This window comes from Pseudomonas corrugata, assembly GCF_050920615.1.
In the GTDB taxonomy this organism is placed as follows: domain Bacteria; phylum Pseudomonadota; class Gammaproteobacteria; order Pseudomonadales; family Pseudomonadaceae; genus Aquipseudomonas; species Aquipseudomonas corrugata.
The window spans coordinates 3,129,698-3,152,397 of record NZ_CP130434.1 but is presented as its reverse complement, the minus strand read 5'-3'; the positions used below and the strand labels follow the sequence as shown (position 1 = coordinate 3,152,397).

At 59.5% G+C, this 22,700-nt stretch carries 24 protein-coding genes and 1 tRNA gene; 15 read left to right on the top strand and 10 right to left on the bottom strand.

Annotated elements, in window-relative coordinates; translation table 11 throughout:
• Positions 1-65: 65 nt before the first annotated feature.
• From QZH45_RS14170 to QZH45_RS14155, 4 genes are all read right to left on the bottom strand, one after another.
• Entirely contained in the window at positions 66-2,765 is a 2,700-nt protein-coding gene (locus QZH45_RS14170; protein ID WP_432780495.1) for a bifunctional DNA primase/polymerase, read from the bottom strand.
• A complete protein-coding gene (locus QZH45_RS14165) occupies positions 2,762-2,968 on the bottom strand; it encodes a TraR/DksA family transcriptional regulator (protein WP_230164448.1) in 207 nt (68 codons plus the stop codon). The genes QZH45_RS14170 and QZH45_RS14165 overlap by 4 nt, the downstream gene beginning before the upstream one ends.
• Positions 2,961-3,449: a phage regulatory CII family protein gene (locus QZH45_RS14160; RefSeq protein WP_258650727.1), complete on the bottom strand. Its 489-nt coding sequence runs from the start codon at positions 3,447-3,449 to the stop codon at positions 2,961-2,963. Before QZH45_RS14160 ends, QZH45_RS14165 begins: the two co-directional genes overlap by 8 nt.
• 138 nt (positions 3,450-3,587) lie before the next feature.
• A complete protein-coding gene (locus QZH45_RS14155) occupies positions 3,588-3,797 on the bottom strand; it encodes a Cro/CI family transcriptional regulator (protein ID WP_432780494.1) in 210 nt (69 codons plus the stop codon).
• Positions 3,798-3,913: 116 nt separating this feature from the next.
• Between QZH45_RS14155 and QZH45_RS14150 the strand changes: the two genes are divergently transcribed.
• The 12 genes from QZH45_RS14150 (at position 3,914) to QZH45_RS14095 (ending at position 11,614) form a co-directional block, all read left to right on the top strand.
• Positions 3,914-4,636: a helix-turn-helix domain-containing protein gene (locus tag QZH45_RS14150; protein ID WP_432780493.1), complete on the top strand. Its 723-nt coding sequence runs from the start codon at positions 3,914-3,916 to the stop codon at positions 4,634-4,636.
• A 150-nt stretch (positions 4,637-4,786) separates the two neighbouring features.
• Positions 4,787-4,987, top strand: a complete 201-nt coding sequence (locus QZH45_RS14145; RefSeq protein ID WP_432780492.1) for a hypothetical protein — start codon at positions 4,787-4,789, stop codon at positions 4,985-4,987.
• A complete protein-coding gene (locus QZH45_RS14140) occupies positions 4,984-5,556 on the top strand; it encodes a deoxynucleotide monophosphate kinase (protein ID WP_432780491.1) in 573 nt (190 codons plus the stop codon). The genes QZH45_RS14145 and QZH45_RS14140 overlap by 4 nt, the downstream gene beginning before the upstream one ends.
• Before the next feature lie 10 nt (positions 5,557-5,566).
• The gene (locus QZH45_RS14135) at positions 5,567-5,842 is read left to right on the top strand and encodes a hypothetical protein (RefSeq protein WP_042956602.1); all 276 of its coding nucleotides are present in this window, start codon (positions 5,567-5,569) and stop codon (positions 5,840-5,842) included.
• Positions 5,839-6,213 carry a hypothetical protein gene (locus tag QZH45_RS14130; protein ID WP_217861809.1) on the top strand — a complete coding sequence of 125 codons (375 nt, stop codon included), beginning with the start codon at positions 5,839-5,841 and terminating at the stop codon, positions 6,211-6,213. The genes QZH45_RS14135 and QZH45_RS14130 overlap by 4 nt, the downstream gene beginning before the upstream one ends.
• Complete coding sequence (locus QZH45_RS14125) at positions 6,210-6,452, top strand: pyocin activator PrtN family protein (RefSeq protein WP_432780490.1); 243 nt, start codon at positions 6,210-6,212, stop codon at positions 6,450-6,452. The genes QZH45_RS14130 and QZH45_RS14125 overlap by 4 nt, the downstream gene beginning before the upstream one ends.
• A gap of 59 nt (positions 6,453-6,511) precedes the next feature.
• Positions 6,512-6,856: a hypothetical protein gene (locus QZH45_RS14120; RefSeq protein ID WP_432780489.1), complete on the top strand. Its 345-nt coding sequence runs from the start codon at positions 6,512-6,514 to the stop codon at positions 6,854-6,856.
• A gap of 51 nt (positions 6,857-6,907) precedes the next feature.
• The gene (locus tag QZH45_RS14115; RefSeq protein ID WP_334597477.1) at positions 6,908-7,729 is read left to right on the top strand and encodes a YfdQ family protein; all 822 of its coding nucleotides are present in this window, start codon (positions 6,908-6,910) and stop codon (positions 7,727-7,729) included.
• 78 nt (positions 7,730-7,807) lie between these two features.
• Positions 7,808-8,449: a hypothetical protein gene (locus tag QZH45_RS14110; protein ID WP_432780488.1), complete on the top strand. Its 642-nt coding sequence runs from the start codon at positions 7,808-7,810 to the stop codon at positions 8,447-8,449.
• A complete protein-coding gene (locus QZH45_RS14105; RefSeq protein WP_432780487.1) occupies positions 8,446-10,275 on the top strand; it encodes a DNA cytosine methyltransferase in 1,830 nt (609 codons plus the stop codon). The genes QZH45_RS14110 and QZH45_RS14105 overlap by 4 nt, the downstream gene beginning before the upstream one ends.
• A gap of 44 nt (positions 10,276-10,319) precedes the next feature.
• A complete protein-coding gene (locus QZH45_RS14100) occupies positions 10,320-10,556 on the top strand; it encodes a DUF4224 domain-containing protein (RefSeq protein WP_042956657.1) in 237 nt (78 codons plus the stop codon).
• Between the two features lie 2 nt (positions 10,557-10,558).
• Positions 10,559-11,614, top strand: a complete 1,056-nt coding sequence (locus QZH45_RS14095; protein ID WP_432780486.1) for a tyrosine-type recombinase/integrase — start codon at positions 10,559-10,561, stop codon at positions 11,612-11,614.
• Positions 11,615-11,657: 43 nt separating this feature from the next.
• On the opposite strand, the gene QZH45_RS14090 is transcribed toward QZH45_RS14095, so the two are convergent.
• Positions 11,658-12,482, bottom strand: coding sequence for a TIR domain-containing protein (locus QZH45_RS14090; protein ID WP_432780485.1), 825 nt, complete (start codon positions 12,480-12,482; stop codon positions 11,658-11,660).
• A 216-nt stretch (positions 12,483-12,698) separates the two neighbouring features.
• Positions 12,699-12,772, bottom strand: a tRNA-Cys gene (locus QZH45_RS14085).
• Between the two features lie 355 nt (positions 12,773-13,127).
• Between QZH45_RS14085 and QZH45_RS14080 the strand changes: the two genes are divergently transcribed.
• The 3 genes from QZH45_RS14080 to QZH45_RS14070 all read left to right on the top strand — a co-directional run bounded on the left by QZH45_RS14080 (position 13,128) and on the right by QZH45_RS14070 (position 16,065).
• The gene (locus QZH45_RS14080) at positions 13,128-13,955 is read left to right on the top strand and encodes an SRPBCC family protein (protein WP_053191702.1); all 828 of its coding nucleotides are present in this window, start codon (positions 13,128-13,130) and stop codon (positions 13,953-13,955) included.
• Entirely contained in the window at positions 13,955-15,127 is a 1,173-nt protein-coding gene (locus tag QZH45_RS14075) for a zinc-dependent alcohol dehydrogenase (RefSeq protein ID WP_055135492.1), read from the top strand. The genes QZH45_RS14080 and QZH45_RS14075 overlap by 1 nt, the downstream gene beginning before the upstream one ends.
• A gap of 158 nt (positions 15,128-15,285) precedes the next feature.
• Positions 15,286-16,065, top strand: a complete 780-nt coding sequence (locus tag QZH45_RS14070) for a TSUP family transporter (RefSeq protein WP_024780000.1) — start codon at positions 15,286-15,288, stop codon at positions 16,063-16,065.
• On the opposite strand, the gene nudC is transcribed toward QZH45_RS14070, so the two are convergent.
• The 4 genes from nudC to QZH45_RS14050 all read right to left on the bottom strand — a co-directional run bounded on the left by nudC (position 16,033) and on the right by QZH45_RS14050 (position 22,530).
• Positions 16,033-16,863, bottom strand: a complete 831-nt coding sequence (nudC, locus tag QZH45_RS14065) for an NAD(+) diphosphatase (RefSeq protein ID WP_024779999.1) — start codon at positions 16,861-16,863, stop codon at positions 16,033-16,035. The two genes, QZH45_RS14070 and nudC, sit on opposite strands and share 33 nt — an antisense overlap.
• Positions 16,864-16,869: 6 nt before the next feature.
• Complete coding sequence (locus QZH45_RS14060; RefSeq protein WP_024779998.1) at positions 16,870-17,682, bottom strand: crotonase/enoyl-CoA hydratase family protein; 813 nt, start codon at positions 17,680-17,682, stop codon at positions 16,870-16,872.
• Positions 17,683-17,953: 271 nt separating this feature from the next.
• The gene (locus QZH45_RS14055) at positions 17,954-19,429 is read right to left on the bottom strand and encodes an efflux transporter outer membrane subunit (protein WP_055135493.1); all 1,476 of its coding nucleotides are present in this window, start codon (positions 19,427-19,429) and stop codon (positions 17,954-17,956) included.
• Entirely contained in the window at positions 19,426-22,530 is a 3,105-nt protein-coding gene (locus tag QZH45_RS14050; RefSeq protein WP_069018192.1) for an efflux RND transporter permease subunit, read from the bottom strand. Before QZH45_RS14050 ends, QZH45_RS14055 begins: the two co-directional genes overlap by 4 nt.
• Positions 22,531-22,700: the final 170 nt, after the last annotated feature.

The following is a 22,700-nucleotide window of genomic DNA, read 5'->3' as shown; positions in this document are numbered from 1 at the left end:
CTGTGGTGGGTACTCGAAACCAACCCAACACACACCCGACACACCCAACACACTTGTTGACGTATTCATGCCGCAGCCGCCTTGATGTGGTCCCAGTTTTCGACGTTCCAGCCGGCCAACTTCGCCCGGGCTCGCCATTCCTCGACCTGCTTGCCGAGCTGGGCCGCCTTGAGTGATGGGGCTGGGGAAGCATCAGGATCCACCGGAAAAAAGAACGCACCGAATCGCCGATTGTTGCCATCGGTCCAGGGTATCGCCCGGGTCTTGTCCACCTCAGAACTGATGAACAGCGAGAATTTCGTCTGACTCATCACGTGTTCTTTATTGCGCTGGCACCATTCGAGAAACAGTGAGTAGAGGTCTGTCGACAAGCACGGGCCCCACAACCCATGACCCAGCTCGCCGTACTTCCAAAGGTGCAGGAATGTCTGCCAGCCAGCACGACTCAAGGCCACCAACCGCTCGCGGGCATCTGTGGAAGGCGGGCGCGTTCGCTGGTCAAAGTCACCAAGATCGATCGACAGCAACCACCCATACAGAGCCGCAACGCCGCCCGCCTCCAGTTCCTTACCAATCGCCTTTTGACGTTCCACCGGCAACGTCTCCTGTGGCCACATCACCAGCATTCGCCGATCGCTCTCGCTGATGGGCCACGGCAATATCTCGTTGCTCAGGAATACGGCGTTCATGTGGTTGGCTTCTTCCCAGCCGTTGATGAACTTCGATTCCATGCGAACCGTCTTGCCTGTGACCAAGTGCTTAATCTTGCCCACCTGGTTGTAGCGTTGATCGCGGCTTACCACTTCCTCGAACACCGACCACAACTTGCGGCTTTGCCAGGCGTTGAAATTGCTTTCCAACTGGGTTTGCCCGACCGTGGCCGCATACTGGCCGTAGAGCATCCCCAGGGCATCGGCAAACAGCAGGCTCTTGCCCGAGCCCTCCATGATCGAATGCATCAGCACGGCGGTGTCCATCTTCGCGCCCAGGTGTTGAAGCGGATAGGCGAGCCAACGCGTAAGCCAGCTACTGGCATTCTCGTCATGGTTGCAAAGGAACGAGATCAACCAACGCAGGTTCGCGCACGCCTCGTCATCGCGGACCGGCTCCAGGGGCAGACCGTCGAACGTGTTGATGTAAACGCTTGGGTCTTTCATCATCGTTGGGTCAAAGACGATGTGATCGACGTCAACGACGCGCCGGGCGCTGCTGTTCAACCACAGCGCATACGAGTCACCCAATGCCATCTTCACAGCGCCTTCTGGAACGCGCCGCTTCTTCTCGCGATCCCAGACGTCCTTCGTACCGTCGATGTACACATATCGCTCAGTTGGCGACATACCGAAGGCACCGCCTTTCTTACCTGCCATCCGCCGCGACTGCTCGATGTCACGTACGTGTTCGTCCGATATCAGCTTGCGCCGGTCGGTGTCCTCCAGCCACAGCTTGGCTACCGGCTTGCCGACTCGGGCCTCGAACGCGGATTTCTTCATCACACGCGACTGGTCGAAGTCCCACACATGCGTCGTGCCTTCCACCAATGCGAAACGCCGCAGGACCTGCTCAATGGTCAACGCGCCCCCCGCGCCCCCGTCTACAGCCGGAGCGGCCTCGCTTACGGCGGCGTCCGGGTCAGGCCCTGGGCCTTCATTCGATGGGGCCGGGGGAAGTTCTTGCGGATCTGGGCGTGACGAATACTGCATGCCCAGCATGCGCGCAGCGTCCTTAACCGCTTTCGATTGATCGCCGTCGTGCTCGAGCAAACAGAACACCTCAAAGGCGTCGTTCTGGTGACCGTTCGCCAGCGGATCAGCAGCATGATGGGAATAGACCTTGCCGTCGTCACTGACCGTAACGCCGGGCAGCCCTGTACTGCTTTGAGGGAAAAGCCATTTGCTGCCGCGCTTGATGTAGCCGTGGGCTCGCAACAACTCTTCGACGTTGTGGCCGCGGTTGAATTCGTCGATAACGGAAGGTGGTTTGCCGACTGCCGCCGTGGGCCGCTTTATCACTTTCGCTGGTGGGCGCTTGGGCTTTGGCGCCCACGGGCAAGCTGCCTCGGCATCGCGCTTAAAAATGTCCCAGTTTTGCCAGATGGCCAGCAGATCGGCAGGCAATACTGGCAGTCCTTCCGTTGCGCTAGGCGGTGTGCGCCAGACGTAGGGCTTTCCGGTACCAGGGTGGATAGATGGCGGCAAAACGTCCTGCACCAGTCCCGCGCGGAGTTCCAGCACAGTAAAGCGCTTGTATTGCTCCGATTCGAGCTTGGCAGCCGCCTCACCTTCGACGTCACCCGCCGCTTTCGCCGCCCTGGCTTTCGCCATCAGTGTCTTATAGGTCGTCCCGTCTGGGTCGTTCTCGTTCGGCCAGGCGAGCGAATGCCGATTAAGTTCGATGCCTTCAGGCACCTGGAACAAAATCCGAAAGCGTGCCGGGTTGCCGACAACAGTCGGAAAGACCAATGCCATCGCATCCAGGTCCAGCCCCAAGAGTTCGTACAGAACATGTCGGGTCCATTGCACATCGTCTACGTCGAGCGAGCAAACGCGGCTCGGCCCCAGAACAACGCCGAGATTGTGACTGGGGTGTGTCTGCCAAAAAGCTTCAGCGGTGTCCGCCGAAGTGAAGTACCCGCCCGGCTTGTTCCAGCCCATTCCCTTTGGCGCTTTTTCACCTGGTTCAATCGAAACGAGGGCTAGACCGAAGGTTTCAATGTATCGCCGCGCCCACGCTGCCGTGGCCACGCTATTGGTCGATTCACTCATCTACGCCGCTCCCGCAACCCCTGGCAACTGACACAGGTTTCGCAACCCTCGATAGTCTGCTGACGAAGTAACGGGATAGGTTCGTCGCAATCCTCGCAAAACTGCGCGCTGACGCGGGACTTGGGGACGTGTCGGTTCCGATGCAGAGCGACGTCAAGGAGGTATTGGGCCTGGTCGTTGGCGCGATCGATGTCATCAGCCATTTTCGCGTTCCTCCATCGCCTGACGGGCGCCGGCCATGATGCCCAGCACTGCACGGATCACATCGACGCCGTGCTTTTCCAGCAGCGCAACTTCGTGCGGCTCCCACACGTTGTCGGCAGCGCCTTCGTGCATGCTCGATACGAATTCGCCAGTTTCGTGCAACAGGCTGCCAACTGACTTCAATGCCTCTTTGGTTGGCGCTGCGGGCTCGGGCTTGTACCAGACCATACCCGCCGGCCGCATCAGAGCGTCCAACAACAACGGATTACCGGTCAGGCGAATGACCTCCTCGAGTTCATCGGGATCAAGCCAACGGCGTTCTTCATCGTGCTTGAGCTTCTTTTGAAGGGTGTCGTAGTCGATCACCATGTCCAGGGCCAGAGCCGTAACACCACCTTTGTAATCGTGGCCGGCCCGGTACAGCGCTTTGCGAAGCGAAAGAACCGGCCCAAAGGCCGGTGAATGGTTGGAAGTGCTCATAACCGTAAATTCCCCATTTACGGCCTAGCCTTAGGAACGGGCACGCCCTATCCTACGACCACGACCGATATGCATGTGCTGTGTGTCGTCGTAGCCGGGCTGGGGGATTCTTTGGTGAGAGGCCCCAGTCCGGCACCCTTACGCTGCCATTTGCTTTCGGCGGCTACCTACCGGACGGATCTCGACGCCAGACAGCTTTCCATCGGCGCCTTCGATCACGCGGATATCTCGACTACTGAGGATCATTTGAGAAACCGCACTTTGGGTAACGCCCAGGAGCGCAGCCATTTCGAGCTGACTCCTATCCTTTGCGAACTCGCGCAAAGGCACTCCAAATTCAACTGTCATTCTCAATTCCTCGGAATGGATGCAGAGCCAAACATTAGCTCAGCTCATAATCCGTTGCAAGAAAAAACAACCGTTACTCTTTGGGCAACATAAGTGTTGCTTATAGACTTGTCGCCATGACTAAAAAACCGACCTACATCGCCGAAGAAGCCGCGCGCCTCAAAGGCATTTACAAAACCCGCAAATCGGAAGACCCCAGTCTCAACCAGGACAAGGTCGCCGAAGCCTGCGGCTGGTCGGGACAAAGCGCAGTAAGCCAGTACATGACAGGGAAGATCGCCCTGAACCTACCCGCGTTATTAAGCCTGAGTCGTGCCCTACGTTTCGCCCCCGAGAGCGTCAGCCCTCGGCTCGCGGATACGTTGGCTCTGGCAAATAATGTTTCGGCATCGAACGCCCCCTTACAAGGGGACGTCTACCGAAACACCACGGAGATGGGATCGGCGGGGAGGCTGTTACCTGTGATTGGATATATGAAAGCGGCTGCTTACCATGCAGGGCGCGGGGACTTCGAGCCCGGCGACGCTCAGGAATGGGTCGAAGCTGGCGGGCCAGCAGGACCACGCGCCTTTATCCTGCGTGTCGAAGGCAAAAGCATGGAGCCGGACTTTATGCCAGGGGACAAGGTAGTAATCGACCCTGATATGGTCTGGAAATCTGGTGACTTCGTAGTTGCAAAACGTCAAAACGATAAGGCCGTCACCCTCAGGCAGCTCACTGAGGAAGGTGGCGATATGTTCCTTCATGCAACCAACCCCAACTGGCCCGATCGGGTTATCAAAATGAATGACGAATGGGTCGTATACGGTAGAGCGCGACGGAAAATTGTCGATCTGTGACACACCGACCGAACCAAAGGAAACCCGCCATCCGAGCGGGTTTCTTTTTGCTCATCGATAAAAAACAAGCAAATATCAGTAATGCTATTGACTTAAGAAACAACGAATACTAATTTTGTCTCGTATCCCTCTCACCAAAGAGTACGAGACATGCAGACAACACAGCACAGCTCCACCCGCTGCCCGGTCTATCTGCACCCGGCAGCCTGCACCAGCCCTGAGGCCGTTGAAGCGATCCAGAATCGCACTGGCCTACTGGTGATCGTCAACACTGGCCGCACCGCACCTACCCTTCCCGCTCGCTCTGTTTCGGCAGATGACGTCGGGCCATGGGGAGGTGATGCAGCATGAAGCCAATCCTTATTGGCCTCACAGGCCGAGCCCGTGCTGGCAAATCCACAGCAGCTGACCATCTGGTACGCAACCATATGCTTGAGCATTACGCTTTCGCGGATCCGTTGCGCACCGGCCTGATGGAAATATTTAACTTGGACGCCGAAGATTTCGAGGGTGACTCCAAGGAACAGCCAATCGACTGGCTTGGCAAATCACCACGCACCCTGATGCAGTCCATGGGCACCGAGTGGGCACGCCAGACCGTGCATCCGGACATCTGGGTAAAAATCGCAGAACAGAACCTGAACTACATGGAAAACGCCCTCACCGATGTGATCGGGTTCGTGGTCAGCGACGTGCGTTTCGAGAACGAAGCGACATTCATCCGACGCCGCGGCGGCACGATCATTCACATCCATCGGCCGGACGCACCTGCAGTTAACCCGCACATCAGTGAAGCCGGCATCCAGCGCCGGCCTGAAGACCTGACCGTCTACAACACGGGTACTCGGGAAGCCCTGAGGCTTCAGATCGACGAATGCGTTCACTTCGTTCGCACCGGCGCCTTACGGCCCGCGATGTGAGGTTACCGCCATGAATCGCACCCTCGATCAAACTGCTGCCGTTCTCGGCCTTAAACCCCGCGTGTTCCGCGCCAAGCTCCGCGACCTACGGATCCTGAATAGCTCCGGCGATCTTGCGAGCCATCACCGTGACGGCGGCAACTTGTTTTCCGACCCGCGCACCGTGCTGGTCGGCAAATCCAAGTGCCCCAAGCATTACGCCGTGGTGATGGTGACCGAGACCGGAGTGCAGTACCTGGCGAAAAAGCTGGGAATCACGATCACTCACAAGGACGCCGCAGCATGAAGCCCAACGCAATCAACTCCGCTGTAGGCGCCCTGAAGTTGGTGCCCATGTTTTTGAATCACCCGACGGTGATCAGTCGCGCCACGCTCATCGGCGCCTCTGCCGAGGCTGTCGAGCTGCTGGAGGCCCTGCCCTGTGTCTCTGTTGAGCTGGCGGAAGTGTTCCGCTGCGTAGATGCAGTGATCGGCGACGGCCAGGTAGCCTACGTAACCCCTGTCAACTGCCCGGAATACCCCTACGGCGCCGTCGTTGCGGACGCCAAGGGCAACGTATTGGCCGCGGCCAAGGGTAAGAGCAAAGAAGGCCTCGCCGAACTGATCCGCCTCAAGCTGGTGCCCCAAATGGAGGGGCATGGGGGAGGAAGCGCGTGAGCACAACCCTGGAACAACTCAGGCGCCAGTTCGCCACGCCATGCCCGAGCCTGACCGCCGTGCGCGAGCAGTACTTCACGCACATCCGTACCGACCGCTATCTGCTGAGTGAAATCAAGGCCGGTCGCATAAAGCTGGTGGTCAAGCGCCTGCACTGCTCGGCCCGCGCCAAGCCTGTCGTTTACCTGCACGACCTGGCTGCATACCTCGACGCGCAAGCAACGAAGCAAGCGGCCTGATTCAAACGGTACCCCTGCCGACCAGGGGCAACAGCAACTCACCTAATGAGGCACAGCACATGAGTAAAGCACGCCCTTTCATCGACACGCTGCGGGACATCGAGGCCGGTGGCCTGCTGGACGAACTCACCGAGACCCAGCACAGCCCGATCGACGCCATCCGCCTGACCGGCAAAGGCGGCGAACTGACCATCAAGCTTACCTACAAGCCTGATGGCGGCGGCCAAATGACCGTGAAGGCAGACGTCAAATCCAAAGAGCCAGTCCTGTCGCGCGGCACGTCGCTGTTCTTCCTCACACCGGAGGGCAACATCACCCGCCGCGACCCACGCCAGCAGGAAATCCCGCTACGCAGTGTGGGCGAAGACCTGCCGCCTGAAACCATGCGGCAAGTCAGCCAGTAGCACCCGCTGCAAAAACCTCTCACCGAGTCATAAACCCCTGGAGCACATCCAATGCAACAAGCCATACAGCACCTGACCGCCCTGGCCCAAGCCCTCGGCAAACCGATTGATCACGAAGGCCTGGCCGCACCCATCGCGCTGGTACCGGACGGTGTAACGCTGAAAAGCCTGGAACACTTGCTGCCCGCGCCAACTCGCATCCAGCAGAAGCTGACCGTGCTCGACGCCGAGTCGTTCATCAGCTACGTGAACCGCTTCGCAACCAAGGCGACAGCTGTGTTTTGCAACGGCCCCGAAGGCCGAACTTTTTCGGCGGTCATTGACTACCACGACCCAGCCGCTCCTGCCTGGCGCGACCACGTTGCGACCTACCGCTGCCCAACCACCGTCGAGTGGGGCAACTGGAAAACCAGCGACCGCAAGCGCATGGACCAGGCCAGCTTCGCCGAATTCATCGAAGACAACGTGAAGGACATCACCCACCACCCCGAAAACGACAACACGCCTAGCGCTGCCGACATGCTGGAGATCAGCCGGACCCTGGAAGCCAAGAAGAACATCACTTTCCGCCAGGGTACCCGCCTCGACAACGGCCAGGTGCAACTGACCTACAACGAGGAAATCGACGGGCGCGCCGGCGAGGCCGGGCAGCTGCGCATCCCCGAAGAGTTTTACATCGCGCTCAAGCCCTTCCTGGGCGGTGACACGTTCTGCGTTCCGGCGCGATTCCGCTACCGCATCCAAGAAGGCCGCCTGCAAATGTGGTTCGAACTGGTACGCCCGGACAAGGTACTCGAAGAAGCCTACAACGCGGTGCGCAACAAGATCCTCGATGCCATCAACGACGTGCCGCTTTACGAAGCCACGTTCTAACTAACTCTCTGCAACACCCCGTCGCCGACCTCTCACCAAAGAATCCCGGCGGCGGGCTCTAACCGAGGCATACAGCACATGCACGCACAACACACGATCATCTTCATAGGCTTGGCTTTCGGCTTGATCTTTCTGGGGTATTACATCCGCAAGCTCATCCTCCAGGCGCTGGCACGCAGCTATAACGCTGGGTTAAACGAGCGCAACGGTCTGCACAGCCAACGCATTGCGGCACTCAACACCGACCTCACAACCATCACCAAGCTCCGCAACCAGGAAGCCCAGCAACTGGCAGACCTGCGCTTGCAGATGCACGGCATCAAGACCACTCCGTTCACCTCAACCGATTACCGGAACCTCACCGAAATCACCCAGTTCCTGGCGCTCGCGCTCCAGACTTGGAAGGCGCTGAAAGGCACCGAAGCCAGCCAGGCAAGAGCTGATCAACTAATCAAGATCGCCCGCGCCATGACGTATCGGGTTTTTCACGTCGTTGAAACTGCCGGCAGCTTGAACAACCTTCCGCTGGATACCCAGCTGATTGACTGGCTCGACCAACACGGCACCTTTCACGCCGAGCACAACATCAGTTCAGTCAGCTTCCCCCACGCCATCGAAACCGCGGGATACCCACATTTACGCGACGCATTGCGCGAAGCCTACGAACAGGATCTCCGCAGGCTTACGCTTGGTCTGCCCTCCGCCGGAGCTGCCGCATGACTGCCTTTCAAACGCAGCTATCAGCCGACTACGCAGGCACTGCGAACTTACATTTGCGCAGGTCGCGGCGAGCCTCGAAAGCCGAAAGCAAAATCTTCAACCCCACCCCAATCACCAGCGCGGTTAACACCCAGTTCGGCTTGAACCTGACGGGCGGCATTCGTGTGGATCTATTCGCAGGCGGCGGTGGCGCCACCATGGGCCAGGAGATGGCCACCGGCCTGCCGGTGGACATTGCGATCAACCACGACCCTGACGCCATCAGCATGCACAAGCGCAACCACCCAAGCGCCGAGCATTACATTACCGACGTCTATGAAGTCTGTCCGCATGCAGCCACGCGTGGCCGACCGGTGCTGCACCTGCATGCCAGTCCAGAATGTACCCACCACAGCCTGGCGGCTGGCGGACAGCCGCGCAGCACAACCAGCCGCTCTCTGTCGTGGGTGGTCATCAAATGGGCGGGCCAGGTTCGCCCTTTGATGATCACCATGGAAAACGTTATGCAGGTGCTCCAGTGGGGCCCCCTTATCGCCAAGCGCGATCCGAAAACCGGGCGCGTTGTCTGTCGAGACCTTCGTGTCGCCGATATCGGCGAGCGTGTCCCCGTGCAGGACCAGTACCTGGTTCCCGACCCGAAGCGCAAAGGCCAGACATGGCGCAGGTTCGAGTCGATATTGCGCGGCATGGGTTACGACCTTCGCCATGGGAAATTGAAAGCGAGCGACTTCGGCGCCGGGACACTGCGCGAGCGCCTGTACTTGGTGGCACGGTGCGACGGCAAGCAGCTCCAATGGCCCGAGCCCACCCACACCAAGGCACCACAGAAAGGTCAAAAGCCGCAGCTCACCGCTGCCAGTAGCATCGACTGGTCAATCCCCTGCCCCAGCATTTTCTTAAGCAAGGAAGAAGGCCGCGCCGCCGGCGTGCGACGTCCGCTGGTTAGCAAGACGATGGAACGCCTACGTAAAGGCGCACGGCGCTACGTCATCGATCATGCGGACCCGTTCATCGTCAGCGTCAACCACTCTGGCAGCGACGACTCTCGGGTCCACTCCGTTCACCAGCCAACAAAAACCATTACGGGCTCTCACGGGTTCGCGCTGGTGACGCCGCAGTTGGCGCCGTTCATCACAGAGCACGCCAATAGCAGCGTACAACGCAACATGGCCGGCGACTCGCCCCTATCAACCATCTGCGCCAACGTCAAAGGTGGACACTTTGCATTGACCGTCGCCTACCTGGCTCAACACAACGGTGGGTTCAACGTCACGCCCGGGCATCACCCAAACGAGCCCATGACCGCGATCACCACGACAGGCAGCCAGCAAAATGTTGTGACAGCCCACCTCTGCACGCTTCGCAAAAACAGTGTGGGACAACCAATGGATGGCCTGGTACCGACCATCACCGCCGGCGCCGAGCACCACGCCCTGGTCGAATACACCCTTGCACCGGAGTACCAAGCGGGCGCGTTGCGCGTGGCGGCATTCCTCATGGGCTACTACGGCACCGACAACATCTACGACCTACGGGAGCCGGCGGCAACCATCACGACCCGGGACCGCCTCGCGCTGGTGACCGTCACAGTGCAAGGCACCCCATACGTAATCGTCGACATCGGAATGCGCATGCTCACGCCCCGCGAGCTGTACCGCGCCCAAGGCTTTCCCGATAACTACGTCATCGATACGGGACACGACGGTCGCAAGTTCAGCAAGCGCGCCCAGGTGCGGATGGTTGGCAACTCGGTTTCACCGCAGCCGATGGCCGCACTCATACGAGCCAACATGGACGAGACCAGCGCTGAACGGAGGGCAGCATGACCAGATCGAGCGAAGCGGCAATCACCCCACTCGGAGCCCATACCATGGAATTCCTCAGTGAAACCCTAACCGATGACGAGCTGGCGGCCATCACCGGCTACAAGACCCCGTCCTGCCAGCGCCAGTGGCTCACGCGTAACGCCTGGCAATTCGTTTTGACGGGCGCCCAGCGCCCCGTCGTCGGTCGTGTATACGCCCGCCTCAAGCTGGCTGGAGTCAAACCCACTGCTACCAACGCCGTGGCCGAAACCTGGACCCTCGACCTATCGCGTGTGGGTTAGCAATGCGCCCGAGAAAATCAACAAACCGGGACCTGCCGCCACGGATGCTCCGTCGCGAGCGGAAACGAAAAAACGGTTACGTTTGGGTGAGCTACTACTACGACGGCAGGACTGCCGATGGGAAGCGGAAAGAGATTCCGCTGGGCAATGACCTGGATGAAGCAAAGGTTGAGTGGGCTCGCCTTGACCGCAAGGCGGTCCCTAAGCCATCACACCTAATGGGCAGCGTATTTGATAGGTACGAATCTCAAGTCATGCCGGGGCTGACAAAGGGCACCCAAGATGATTACCAGAAAGGACTGAGACAATTGCGTAAGTCGTTCGAGCTGGCCCCCGTAGACGCGATGACTCCCCAAGTGATCGCTCAGTACCGTGATACCAGGTCGGCCAAAGTCAGGGCAAATAGGGAAATAGCGTTACTCTCGACGATATTCACCCACGCCAGGGAATGGGGTCTGACTGACAAGGCTAACCCTTGCTCACGGCTCCGCCGGAACAAGGAAGTACCGCGGGATTTTTACGCCGGCGAAATCGTCTGGAATGCTGTCTATGGGGAGGCAGACCAGGAACTCAAGGACGCCATGGATCTGGCCTATCTCAGCGGCCAGCGCCCCGGCGACGTGCTGAAAATTTCGAAGACCGACATCAATAACGGATTTCTAAGGGTCGGACAGGATAAGACCGGAAAGCTGCTGCGTATCCGCCTGCACGGCTCCCGGCTGGGCATCTTACTCAACGAACTACTCGACCGGAAAGCGATGGCCGGCATCACGACATCAGCCCTAATAACCAACAAGAACGGTTTGCGCATGAGCTATGCGATGTTGCGGAACAGGTGGGATGAAGCGCGCGAACGGGCCGCAGCGAACGCAGCAGCGAACGGTGATACAGGGCTCGCCGCGACCATTCGTCAGTTTCAGTTCAGGGACATCCGTCCAAAAGCAGCAAGCGAAATTGAAGATCTAACCGATGCAAGCCGCCTGCTTGGGCATTCAACTGAAGAAATGACAAAGAGGGTCTATCGCCGGGTCGGTGAAATTGTAAAGCCCACAAAATAACCGACGCCGGGATAATTATATGGAATTAACAAAGGGCGTAGCGCTACTTTGGCCCGGGATCGGCTTTTCGACTGCGAAGCTTTGTCGCCCTAGTAAAATCAGCGTCCAAAATCCTGTATTTATTGAGTATCGCCTCAACTTCAGCATATGGAACGTCAAGCGCCCTTGCAGCACTAAGAATGTCTTGAATAGTCATTTGCGGCGTATTGGCCAGGTTCACGAGATGTGCATGCTTACTGACCGCCCCCACCTCGATCACGCTTTCAGGAGGGATAGAAGCTCTCGTTTCCAACTCTCGAACCCTACTCGCCAGCATTCTGGTGTTCGATAATATCTCTGCCAAAATACTATCGCCCGATCTCGGTGCGACGTTTGCTTCTTGAGGCGTAGAGGCAACGACGTCAGCGAAAGATGATTCGAACTTTGGCCAATAAGTATCAAATACCTGCTTGAGGATTCGCTCATCCAAGCGAGCGCTTTCTAGACAAGAATTCAGCGAGCTAATTAGCCCCCACATTGACGACTTTTCCGGCAGGGTGTGGTTGAACTGGGCCAATGGGTCTTCTATATCAGAAGGGGATAAATCAATCAGAAACGTACAAACTCGGTTCGTACTTAGTCCCTTAGCTAAAGCACCTGTTTCAAACAAGATCCAAGGTTTATTTTTATTCTCTTGAGTGAGGCAAACGATACCAGCGGCAGTTTCCCGCAACTGATCAGAAATCTCAGAAAACCAAATTGCTCCTTTATCAATATCCCGAGTTGAAATCCAAGGCTGGGAAGCCTGCAAGACACATTTGATCCAGTCGCTGAGTAGCTCGGCGACTTCCTTACTGCGTTGCCCTGACCAGCTTACGAACACCTTCATTGGTTTTTCCTTGGAGATACATTCCAGATAGCAATATGCCATAAACGAAGGATAAAACGAACGACCTCGGGCCGAAATTGAACGTTCGAGGACAGGCCACCCTAGCGCACCCAAACATCCACGTTGCGGAACACATCTCAAAAGTTGCGGAACACATACCCAAGAAACAAGCACAAAAAAGCCCCGTAACTCATTGAGCTACGGGGCTTTTGATAGTGGAGGCCGAAGTCGGAATCGAACCGGCGTAGGTGGATTTGCAATCCACTGCATAACCATTTTGCTATTCGGCCTCAAAACGCCTGATGCAATGAAACCACATCAACCGTGTACTAACCTGATCTGGAGAAAATCGCTGACTAAGCGCTATCTCCTTGAAAACGTTAGGTTTTTTTACGCCCCAACGCATTCGATGGGCGCAATTATGTACTCATTTGCCAAAGCTGACAACCCCTTGATTTCAAAAAAAAATCGTCCTGTGGGCCAGCCTTTCTCATCTCGTTTCCCAAAGCCATGCACCGTGCAGTGAAGCCTTCGACCACCCCGGAAGAGAATCCGACTCATCGGAAACCCGAGATGACGATGGAACAACCACAGCCGCGGCGGCTCATTCCTTATGTCGCCTCTGGATTGATAAGGAGCAGCATCATGACTGAACGCCCACCACTGGTAGCGGGCCGGGCTGCGGTGCCGAGTCCCTCGCACCCCAATCTCGGTATGCCGGAGCGTGCAGTTTCACTATTGGCGGGCACCCTGCTGATCGCCACCGGGTTGCGCCAGGGCGGACTCAGGGGTTGGCCTCAGGTTCTGCTGGGGGCTTGCGCGGCCTGGCGCGCTTACTCAGGCGCGTGCCGGGTCAAGCAAGCGCTCACCCACAGCCCGTTCGAGCAGGCTTTCGAACAGGATCGGGGGTGGGATTCAAGCAAAGTGATCTCCCGCAGCATCACGATCGGTAAACCCAGGGAGGGAGTCTTCGCATTCTGCCGCAATCCGGCCAACCTGGGCGCTCTGGTACCTTGGGTCGATACCATCGAGCAGACCGGTGAGCGCACCTACCGCTGGGAGGTCCATGGCCCGAGGGACAAGATCTTGCACTGCGATCTTGAGCAGAGCGAACCCAAGGAAGGTCGCAAGTTGCACTGGGTGGTCACACCGGGCACCCGGTTCAAACACGATATCCAGATGCATTTCAGCGATGCGCCGACGGGCCGGGGCACGCAGATCAAGATCATCGTAGCCTGCCAGCCCTGCTTTGGCGCTGCCGGCTATGCCTTGGCCGCCGCCATCTCCAGGTTCTCGGATAAAGCCTTGCTGCACCTGCTGCGCAGCATCAAGCAGCAATTGGAAACTGGCGAAGTGATCACCAACAGGATCCGGCCCCGCGGCGAGAAGGATTTTCTGTTCATCCACCCGGCGAGCTCCGCCACTCCATCAACCGGTCCGTCACCCACGCCTATCAATGGAGGAGCTGCCTGATGCGCGCATTGACTTGGCAAGGCCCCAACAAACTGCAAGTCGAAACCGTCGATGATCCCTCCATTCTCAGTCCCCGGGATGCCATTGTGCGGGTGACGCTGTCGTCGGTATGCGGTTCGGACCTGCACTTGCTGGGCGGCTATGTACCGTCTATGCAAGCCGGCGACATCATCGGCCATGAATTCATGGGCGAAGTGGTGGAAACCGGTTCGGCCATCACGCAGTTCAAGAAAGGTGACCGGGTCGTCACCGTGTCGATCCTCGGTTGCGGCGAATGCGAGCATTGCCAATGCGCGGATTTTTCCTGCTGTGACAACTCCAACCCCAACCCCTGCATGACGGACATCGCCTACGGCCAGCCGGCGTGCGGCATCATCGGTTACAGCCACGCCTTCGGCGGTTTTGCGGGTAGCCATGCAACGTACATCCGCGTGCCGTTCGCCGATACCAATCTGTTCAGCGTCCCCGAAGGAGTCAGCGACGAACAGGCCGTATTCGTCTCTGATGCAGTGCCCACCGGCTTTTTCGCCGCCGATAACGCCAACATCCAGCCTGGTGACACTGTGGCGGTCTGGGGCTGCGGTGGGGTCGGATTGATGGCGATTTCCTGCGCCTATCTGCTGGGGGCCGAACGGGTGTTTGCCATCGATCGCTTCCCCGACCGGTTGCGCCTGGCCGAAGAAAAGGCCGGTGCGATTGCCCTCAATTACGAAACCACAGACGTGCATGCCGCCTTGCTGGAACTTACTGGTGGCCGCGGCCCGGATCGCTGTATCGACTGCGTAGGCATGGAGGCCCACGGCACCGAGATCGATTATTACTACGGCAAGACCAAGCAGATGATGCGCCTGCACACCGAGCGCGGGACGGTGTTGCGTCAGTCGATCCGAGCCTGTCGCAAGGGCGGCACCGTGTCGGTAGTCGGGGTGTATGGTGGCCTGCTGGACAAGTTTCCAATGGGCGCCATCGTCAACAAGTCCCTGACCCTGCGCGCGGGCCAGCAACCGGGGCAGCGATATGTGACGCGGCTGTTCGACTACATCCAGAACGGGCAACTGGACCCTTCCTACTTGCTCACTCACCCCATGGGGCTGGAACAGTCGGTGGAGGGTTATGCGATGTTCAAGAGCAAGCGTGAAAACTGCTTGCGCGCGGTGTTTCGGCCGGAGTGATTGGGCGACGAGGGGAGATTGCTTAGCCCAGCAAGAGCAGGCTCCCTCATCACGAAGTGCGCGGTGTCTTCATCCCGGAGTCGCAGCCCAGAGCCATTATGGGTACTATACCGGCCTTCCCCGCAGCCCTTCTGCGACCTGCCGAATAAGCCCTCTCGATGCCTTTTGAACTCAGCGTTGACCTCACTACCCTCGCCATTCTTACCGTTGTCGCGTTCCTGGCCGGTTTCATCGATGCCATCGCCGGTGGCGGTGGCTTGCTGACTACCCCGGCACTGCTGACCGCCGGCCTGCCACCGCACTTGGTCCTGGGAACCAACAAGCTCAGCGCGACCTTCGGCTCGGCTACGGCCAGTTTCACCTTCTACAAGCGCAAGCTGTTCGATCCAGGACAATGGACCCATGCGTTGGTCGGCACGCTGGTCGGCGCCTTGAGCGGCGCCATCGTCGCTCATTACCTGCCTGCTGAATGGCTGAACAAGATGCTGCCGGTCATCGTTTTCGCCTGTGGCCTGTACCTGTTGTTCGGCGGCACGCCCAAGGCGCCGCTGGACAGCGACGCGCCGATCAGAAAGAAATGGCAATCGCCCCAGGGGTTTGCCCTGGGCTTCTATGACGGCGTGGCCGGTCCCGGCACGGGCGCATTCTGGACCGTCAGCAGCCTGCTGCTCTACCCCATCGATCTGGTCAAGGCCAGCGGAGTGGCCCGCAGCATGAACTTCGTCAGCAACATCGCGGCGCTGGTGGTGTTCATGTTCTCGGGGCAAGTGGACTGGATCATCGGCCTGTGCATGGGTCTATCGGTGATGATCGGCGCGTTCTTCGGCGCCCGCACCGCCATCAGTGGCGGTGCAAAGTTCATCCGGCCGGTGTTCATCACCGTGGTGTTGGGTCTGACCGTGCGCCTAGCCTGGCAGCACTGGTTCGGCATGGCCTAAGCGCCGCGCCACATAAAGGTCGATCAGGTAACGCGCAATGGAGCGCGAAGCCGGCAAAGGAGGCAAGTCGTGGATGTTGAACCACTGGGCGTCCTCGATTTCCTCTTCCTGGCACACAATGTCGCCACTGGCGTACTCAGCGTGGAAGCCCAGCATCATTGAATGCGGGAACGGCCAGCATTGGCTGCCCATGTACTGGATATTCTTCACTTCTATGCTGACTTCCTCGCGCACCTCGCGAACCAGGCACTCCTCGGCCGACTCGCCCGGTTCGGCAAACCCGGCCAGGGTGCTGTAGACCCCCGTGACGAAGCGAGGCGAACGGGCAAGCAGGACTTCATCACCGCGGGTGATCAGCACGATCATGCTCGGTGAAAGCCGCGGGTAGTGCCTCAGGTCGCACTCATCGCAATACATCGCCCGCTCCAACGGAATCTGGCCCATGCGCGTGCCGCAACTGCCGCAGAAACGGTGTTCACGGGCCCAGGTGCCGATCTGCGCCGCATAGCTCAGCACCTTGAACAGGGTGTGATCGTCTTCGAGCATGAAGGCCCGCAGGCCTTTCCAGTTGCAACCGGGAATGTCCTGCGGGGCGTGCAACTCGAATAAATAGACCGGCTCGCCATCCAGGTGGCCGATGCCATGCTCGGCGAGGCCCGACAAGTCCTGGCGCTTGAGCCATTCGCGGGGAAACAATGCGCCGTTATCATCGAACAAAAAGCCTTCCGGGCTGCGAACCACGGCCCAGCCGCCGGGAAGATCGGTATCGAGTACTGCGGTGGTCCAGCGTGAAATCATCGTCAGTCAATCCAGAAATTCGGGTTTCTGTTTACTCATATGGGCGGCCATGGCCACGCGCAAGTCGGTCGATTGCAACATGGCGGCGTTCCAGGTAGCGACGTATTCGAGCCCGTCGTCAATGCGGTGGTCGCGCATGTAGCTGATCATTTCCTTGGTGCCGGTGATGGCTATCGGCGACTTGGCGGCGATTTCCCGAGCGATGCCCATCACGCCGTCCAGGAGGCTGGCGGTATCGCTGTAGACACGATTGACCAGGCCGATACTGCGCGCTTCGTCGGCACCGAACGTACGCCCCGTATAAGCGAGTTCACGCAGCATGCCGTCACCGATGATCCGGGGCAAGCGTTGCAATGTGCCAACATCGGCCGCCATGCCGATATCGATTTCCTTGATGGAGAACTGGGCATCTTCGGCGGCGTAGCGCATGTCGCAGGCGCTGATCAAGTCGATGGCACCGCCCAGGCAATAGCCCTGGATCGCGGCCAGTACGGGCTTGCGGCAGTTGTCCACGGCGTTGAACGAGGCTTGCAGCTGCAGGATCTTGCGCCGCAGCAGGCGGGCATTGCGGCCGACGTCCTTGCCCAGCTCATTGGCCACGCCGGCCAGCATCATCAGGTCTATCCCAGAGGAAAAATGCTTGCCTGCGCCGCTCAGAACCACTACCCGCACTTCGTCGGTGTCGTCGATCCACTGGAATATCTCGACGATCTCGCTCCAGAACGCGGCGTTCATCGCATTGATCTTGTCCGGGCGATTGATCTGCACATGGGCGATGTTGTCTGCAAGTTCAACGGTGAACGCTTGGTACTGCGACATGGCAGTGATCCTTTACCGGCTGAAAAGAAGCTTGAACTATAACAAGCCATTGAGACAGGTCGTAGGCAGTGCATCGGCCAAAAGCAGGACCTGGTTGCATGATTGAAGACGATCGGCAGTCACTGGACCATGGACTTGAATCTGTAGGAGCAAAGCTTGCTCGCGATGGGGTCGGCAGCCTCAACATCCCGGGAGGCTGGTCCACAGCTATCGCGAGCAAGCTTTGCTCCCACAGTTGTTCTCCAGAACTATCTCCTGCTGCGATCTCTGATCACTCGTCCGCCTCCACCTGCCCATCCCACCCCCCGCCCAACGCCGCGATCAACTGCACGCTGGCGATCAACCGGCTCTGCTGCAGGCTGAGCACACTGCGCTCGTTGCTCAGGGCGGTGGCCTGGACGGTCACCACGTCAAGGTAGGCAATCAGCCCGGCCTTGTACTGGTTCTGGGTCAGGCGCAAGGATTCGCGCGCGGCATCGAGGGCTTCCTGGCGCACGCGGGCTTCGTCTCCCAGCACCTTGAGCTGGATCATGTAGTTTTCCACCTCGCGGAACCCGTCGAGCACGGTCTGGCGGTAGGTGGCGACGGTCTGGTCGTAGGCCGCGACGCTACGGTCGACCTCCGCCGAACGCTGACCGCCGTCGAACAACGTCATGGCCAGTTGCGGCCCCACCGACCAGAAGCGATTCGGTACGCTGATCCAGTTGTCGTAGGTACTGCTGCTGTAGCCGCCGCTCAGGCTCAGGGTCAGGTCCGGATAATAAGCCGCCTTGGCCACGCCGATATTGGCGTTGGCGGCCATCACCGAGCGCTCCGCCGAGGCGATGTCGGGTCGCCGTTCGAGCAGCTGCGATGGCAGCGCCACCGGGATCTGTGGCAATGACGGGATGTCCTGGGTTTCCGCCAGGCTGAACTCGGCCGGAGGCAAGCCCATCAGCACGGCGATGGCGTTTTCGAACTGGGCACGTTGCCAGATCAGGTCGATCAGGTCGCCCTGGGTGGCCTTGAGCTGGTTTTGCGCCTGAGCCACCGCATCCTTGCCGGACACCCCGGCGCGATATTGGTTTTCGGTCATCTTCAGCGAACGCTGATAGTTCTCCAGGGTGGCCTGCAGCAGACGTTTCTGCTGATCGATCACCCGCAATTGCAGGTAGTTCTGCACCAGTTCCGATTGCTGGCTCAGGCGCATGGCAGCCAGGTCGGCGAAACTGGCCTGGGCACTGGCTTCATTGGCTTCCAGGGTGCGCCGCAGTTTGCCCCAGACGTCGGCTTCCCAACTGACCCCTGCCTGAGCGCTGTAGGTGTCGCGGATACCGCTGGACGAGCTGCTCAGGCTCGAACTGCTGCTGCCGGTGCCTTGGCTGGAACGGTTCTTGCCGACGGTCAGGTCCACCGAGGGAAAGAACGCCCCCCGGGCACTGCGCGCCAATGCCTGGGCTTGACGGTACTGGGCTTCGGCCTGGGCCACGGTCTGGTTGGAGGTATTGAGTTTTTCCACCAGGCCATTGAGCTGTGCGTCTCCGTACAATTCCCACCAGGCACCACGAGCGAGGGCGTCGCTGGGGTTGGCCTGGCGCCAGCCCTGGGCCTCCTTGTACTGCGCCGGCGCGGCGGCCTGCGGGCGCTGATAATCCGGGCCAATCGCACAGGCGCTGAGCATGGCCACGCACAGCGCCAGGCTCAGTGCCCGCGAGCCACGGGCAGTCGCCAGCGGTGCGACATGGTTGAAAAACGAACGGTCGGTCATAGCGGAGTTTCCAGGGCAGCATCGGTGCGCACACCGCGCCAGCGGTTGAAGCGATGGCGCAGCTTGTCGAGATAGAGGTAGACCACCGGAGTGGTGTAAAGCGTCAGGACCTGACTGAACACCAGCCCGCCGATGATGGTCAGGCCAAGCGGCTGGCGCATTTCCGAACCTTCAGCGCCGCCGATCAACAGGGGCACGGCACCGAGGATGGCCGCCAGCGTGGTCATCAGGATCGGCCGCAAGCGCAGCAGGCAGGCGCTGCGGATCGACTCCAGCGGTGCCTGCCCACCCCGCTCCAGCTGCAAGGCCAGATCGATCATCAGGATCGCGTTTTTCTTCACTACGCCAATCAGCAGGAACAGCCCCAGCAGGGAGATCAGGCTGAACTCCCCCCCCAGCACATAGATCGACAGCAGCGCGCCGACCCCGGCCGACGGCAAGGTGGAGAGGATGGTCAGCGGATGAATGTAGCTTTCGTACAACACCCCCAACACCAGGTACACCGCCAACAATGCCCCGAGAATCATGAACGGCTGGCTCTTCTGGGTCGCCGCGAAGGCATCGGCGGTGCCGGCCACTTTCACGATCACATCCTCGGGCATGCCGAGCCTGGCAATGGCCCGCTCGATGGCGGCCGTGCCCTGCTCTACCGTCACCCCTTCGGCCATGTCGAAGGAGATGCTCTCGGAAGCGAACTGGCCTTCATGGCTGACCCGGTCGTCCTCCAGGCTGTTCTCATAATGGGCGATGGCCGACAACGGCACCCGCGCGCCGTCGGCGGTGATCACCTGCACCTGCTCCAGGGTATTCGGGTCCCGGGCGTACTTGGGATTGACCTCCATCACCACCTGATACTGGTTCAGGCTGTCGTAGATGGTCGAAATCTGGCGCTGGCTGTAGGCGTTGTTCAGCACGGCGGTGACCATGTTCATGTCGATGCCCAGGCGCTTGGCCTGGTCGCGGTCCACCACCAGTGTTACCTGCTGAGCCCCACCACCGTCCCGGGCGTCAATGGCAGTCAACTCCGGCAAGGTCCGGAAAGCGGCCACGAGCTTGGGGTACCACTCACGCAGGGACGCCAGGTCAGCGCTTTGCAGGATGTAGGAGTATTGCGAAGTGGTCTGCTCGCGGCCGCCACCGAATTGCAGGTCCTGGTCGGCCATCAGCATCAGTTGGGCGCCAGGCACCTTGGGCATTTCCTTGCGCAAGCGCTCGATGACTTTCTGCGCGGAAATGCTTCGTTCCTTGATCGGCTTGAGGCGCACCAGCATGAACGCGTTGTTGGTGCCGTTGTTGCCGCCAATGAAGCCCGCCACGCTCTGCACCGCGTCGTCCTTGAGCACGGCACGGCGGAAGATTTCCATCTTCGGCTGCATGACGTTGAACGACAGGCCGTCATCGCCGCGCACGAAACCGATCAACTGGCCGGTGTCCTGCTGTGGCATGAAGGTTTTTGGCACCACTACATATAGGGCGACGTTGACACCGATGGTCACCAGCAGGCTCAGCAAGGTCAGGCGTCGATGACGCAGCACCCAGTCCAGGCTAGTGGCATAACCGCGAACCATCCAGTCGTTGAGACGCCGGCTCTCACGCTGCAAACGGTTTTCCTGCCCGGACACATGGGGCTTGAGCCAGCGCGAGCAGAGCATTGGCGTAAGCGTCAGGGACACTAGCAGCGAGACCACGATAGCCGCCGCCAGGGTGATGGAAAACTCGCGGAACAGGCTCTCGATGATGCCGCCCATGAACAGGATCGACAGGAACACCGCCACCAGCGAGGCGTTCATCGACAACAGGGTGAAGCCCACCTCCTTGGCACCGCGGTACGCGGCCTTCATCGGCGGCACACCTTCGTCGATGTGCCGGGAAATGTTTTCCAGCACGACGATGGCGTCATCCACAACCAGGCCGGTGGCGAGAATCAGCGCCATCAACGAAAGGTTGTTCAGGGAAAAGCCGTAGAGGTACATCACCGCGAACGTGCCCACCAGCGACACCGGCACCGCCAGGGTCGGGATCAGCGAGGCGCGGACGTTGCCGAGGAACAGGAACACCACCAGCACCACCAGGGCCACTGCAATCAGCAGGGTCATTTCCGCTTCGTGCAGGGTGGCCTTGATCACCGGCGAACGGTCCATAGCCAGGTTCAGCTTGACGCTGGCCGGCAAGACCGCCTGCAACGCCGGCAGTTGCGCCTTGATTTCGTTGACCGTCTCGATGATGTTGGCGCCGGCCTGGCGGTTGATCACCAGCAGCACGGCGGCGTCGTTGTTGAAAAAACCGCTGTTGTAGCGATCCTCGACGCTGTCGGTGACCTTCGCCACGTCCTTGAGGCGCAGCACCGAACCATCCTGATAACGAATGATCAGGGTCTCGTAATCCTTGGCTTTCTCCAACTGGTCGTTGGCCTGGACCTGCCACATGCGCCGGTCGTCCTCGACCGAACCCTTGGGCCGACGCACGTTACTGTTGGCGATCGCCTTGCGCACGTCATCCAGCGCCACGCCGTACTGATTGAGCAATTGCGGCTCCAGTTCGACGCGGACCGCCGGCAGCGAACTGCCGCCGATCTGCACTTCACCGACACCCGACACCTGGGACAGGCTCTGGGACAGGATCGTGGAAGCCAGGTCATAGAGCTGGCCTTTCTCCAATACGTCCGAGGTCAGCGATAGCACCATGACCGGTGCCTGGGACGGGTTGACCTTCTTGTAGGTCGGCATGCTGCGCATGCCGCTGGGCAGCAGGTTGCGCGAGGCATTGATGGCCGCCTGCACTTCCCGCGCCGCGCCGTTGATGTCACGGTCCAGGTCGAATTGCAGGATCACCCGGGTCGAGCCCTGGCTGGAACGGCTGCTCATGGTATTGACCCCGGCGATGGCGCCGAAGGAGCGTTCGAGGGGCGTCGCCACCGTCGAAGCCATTACTTCCGGGCTGGCTCCCGGCAAGTTGGCCTGGACCACGATCACCGGGAAGTCCATCTGCGGCAGCGGCGAAACCGGCAGCAGGCCGAAGCACACGCCGCCGAGCAGCATGATCGCGAAGCTCAGCAGCATGGTGGCGACGGGGCGCTTGATGAAGGGGCCGGAGAGGTTCATGGGCAATAGCTCCAATCCGCAAGCTTCAAGCGGCGAGCGCTTTTGTGGCGAGGGGATTTATCCCCGCTTGAGTACGCAGCGCTCACAAAAGAGGCTGCTACGCAGCCTGACGGGGATGAATCCCCTCGCCACAAAAAGCTCCCCTGCCCTGGGCGCATGGTGGTCATCGT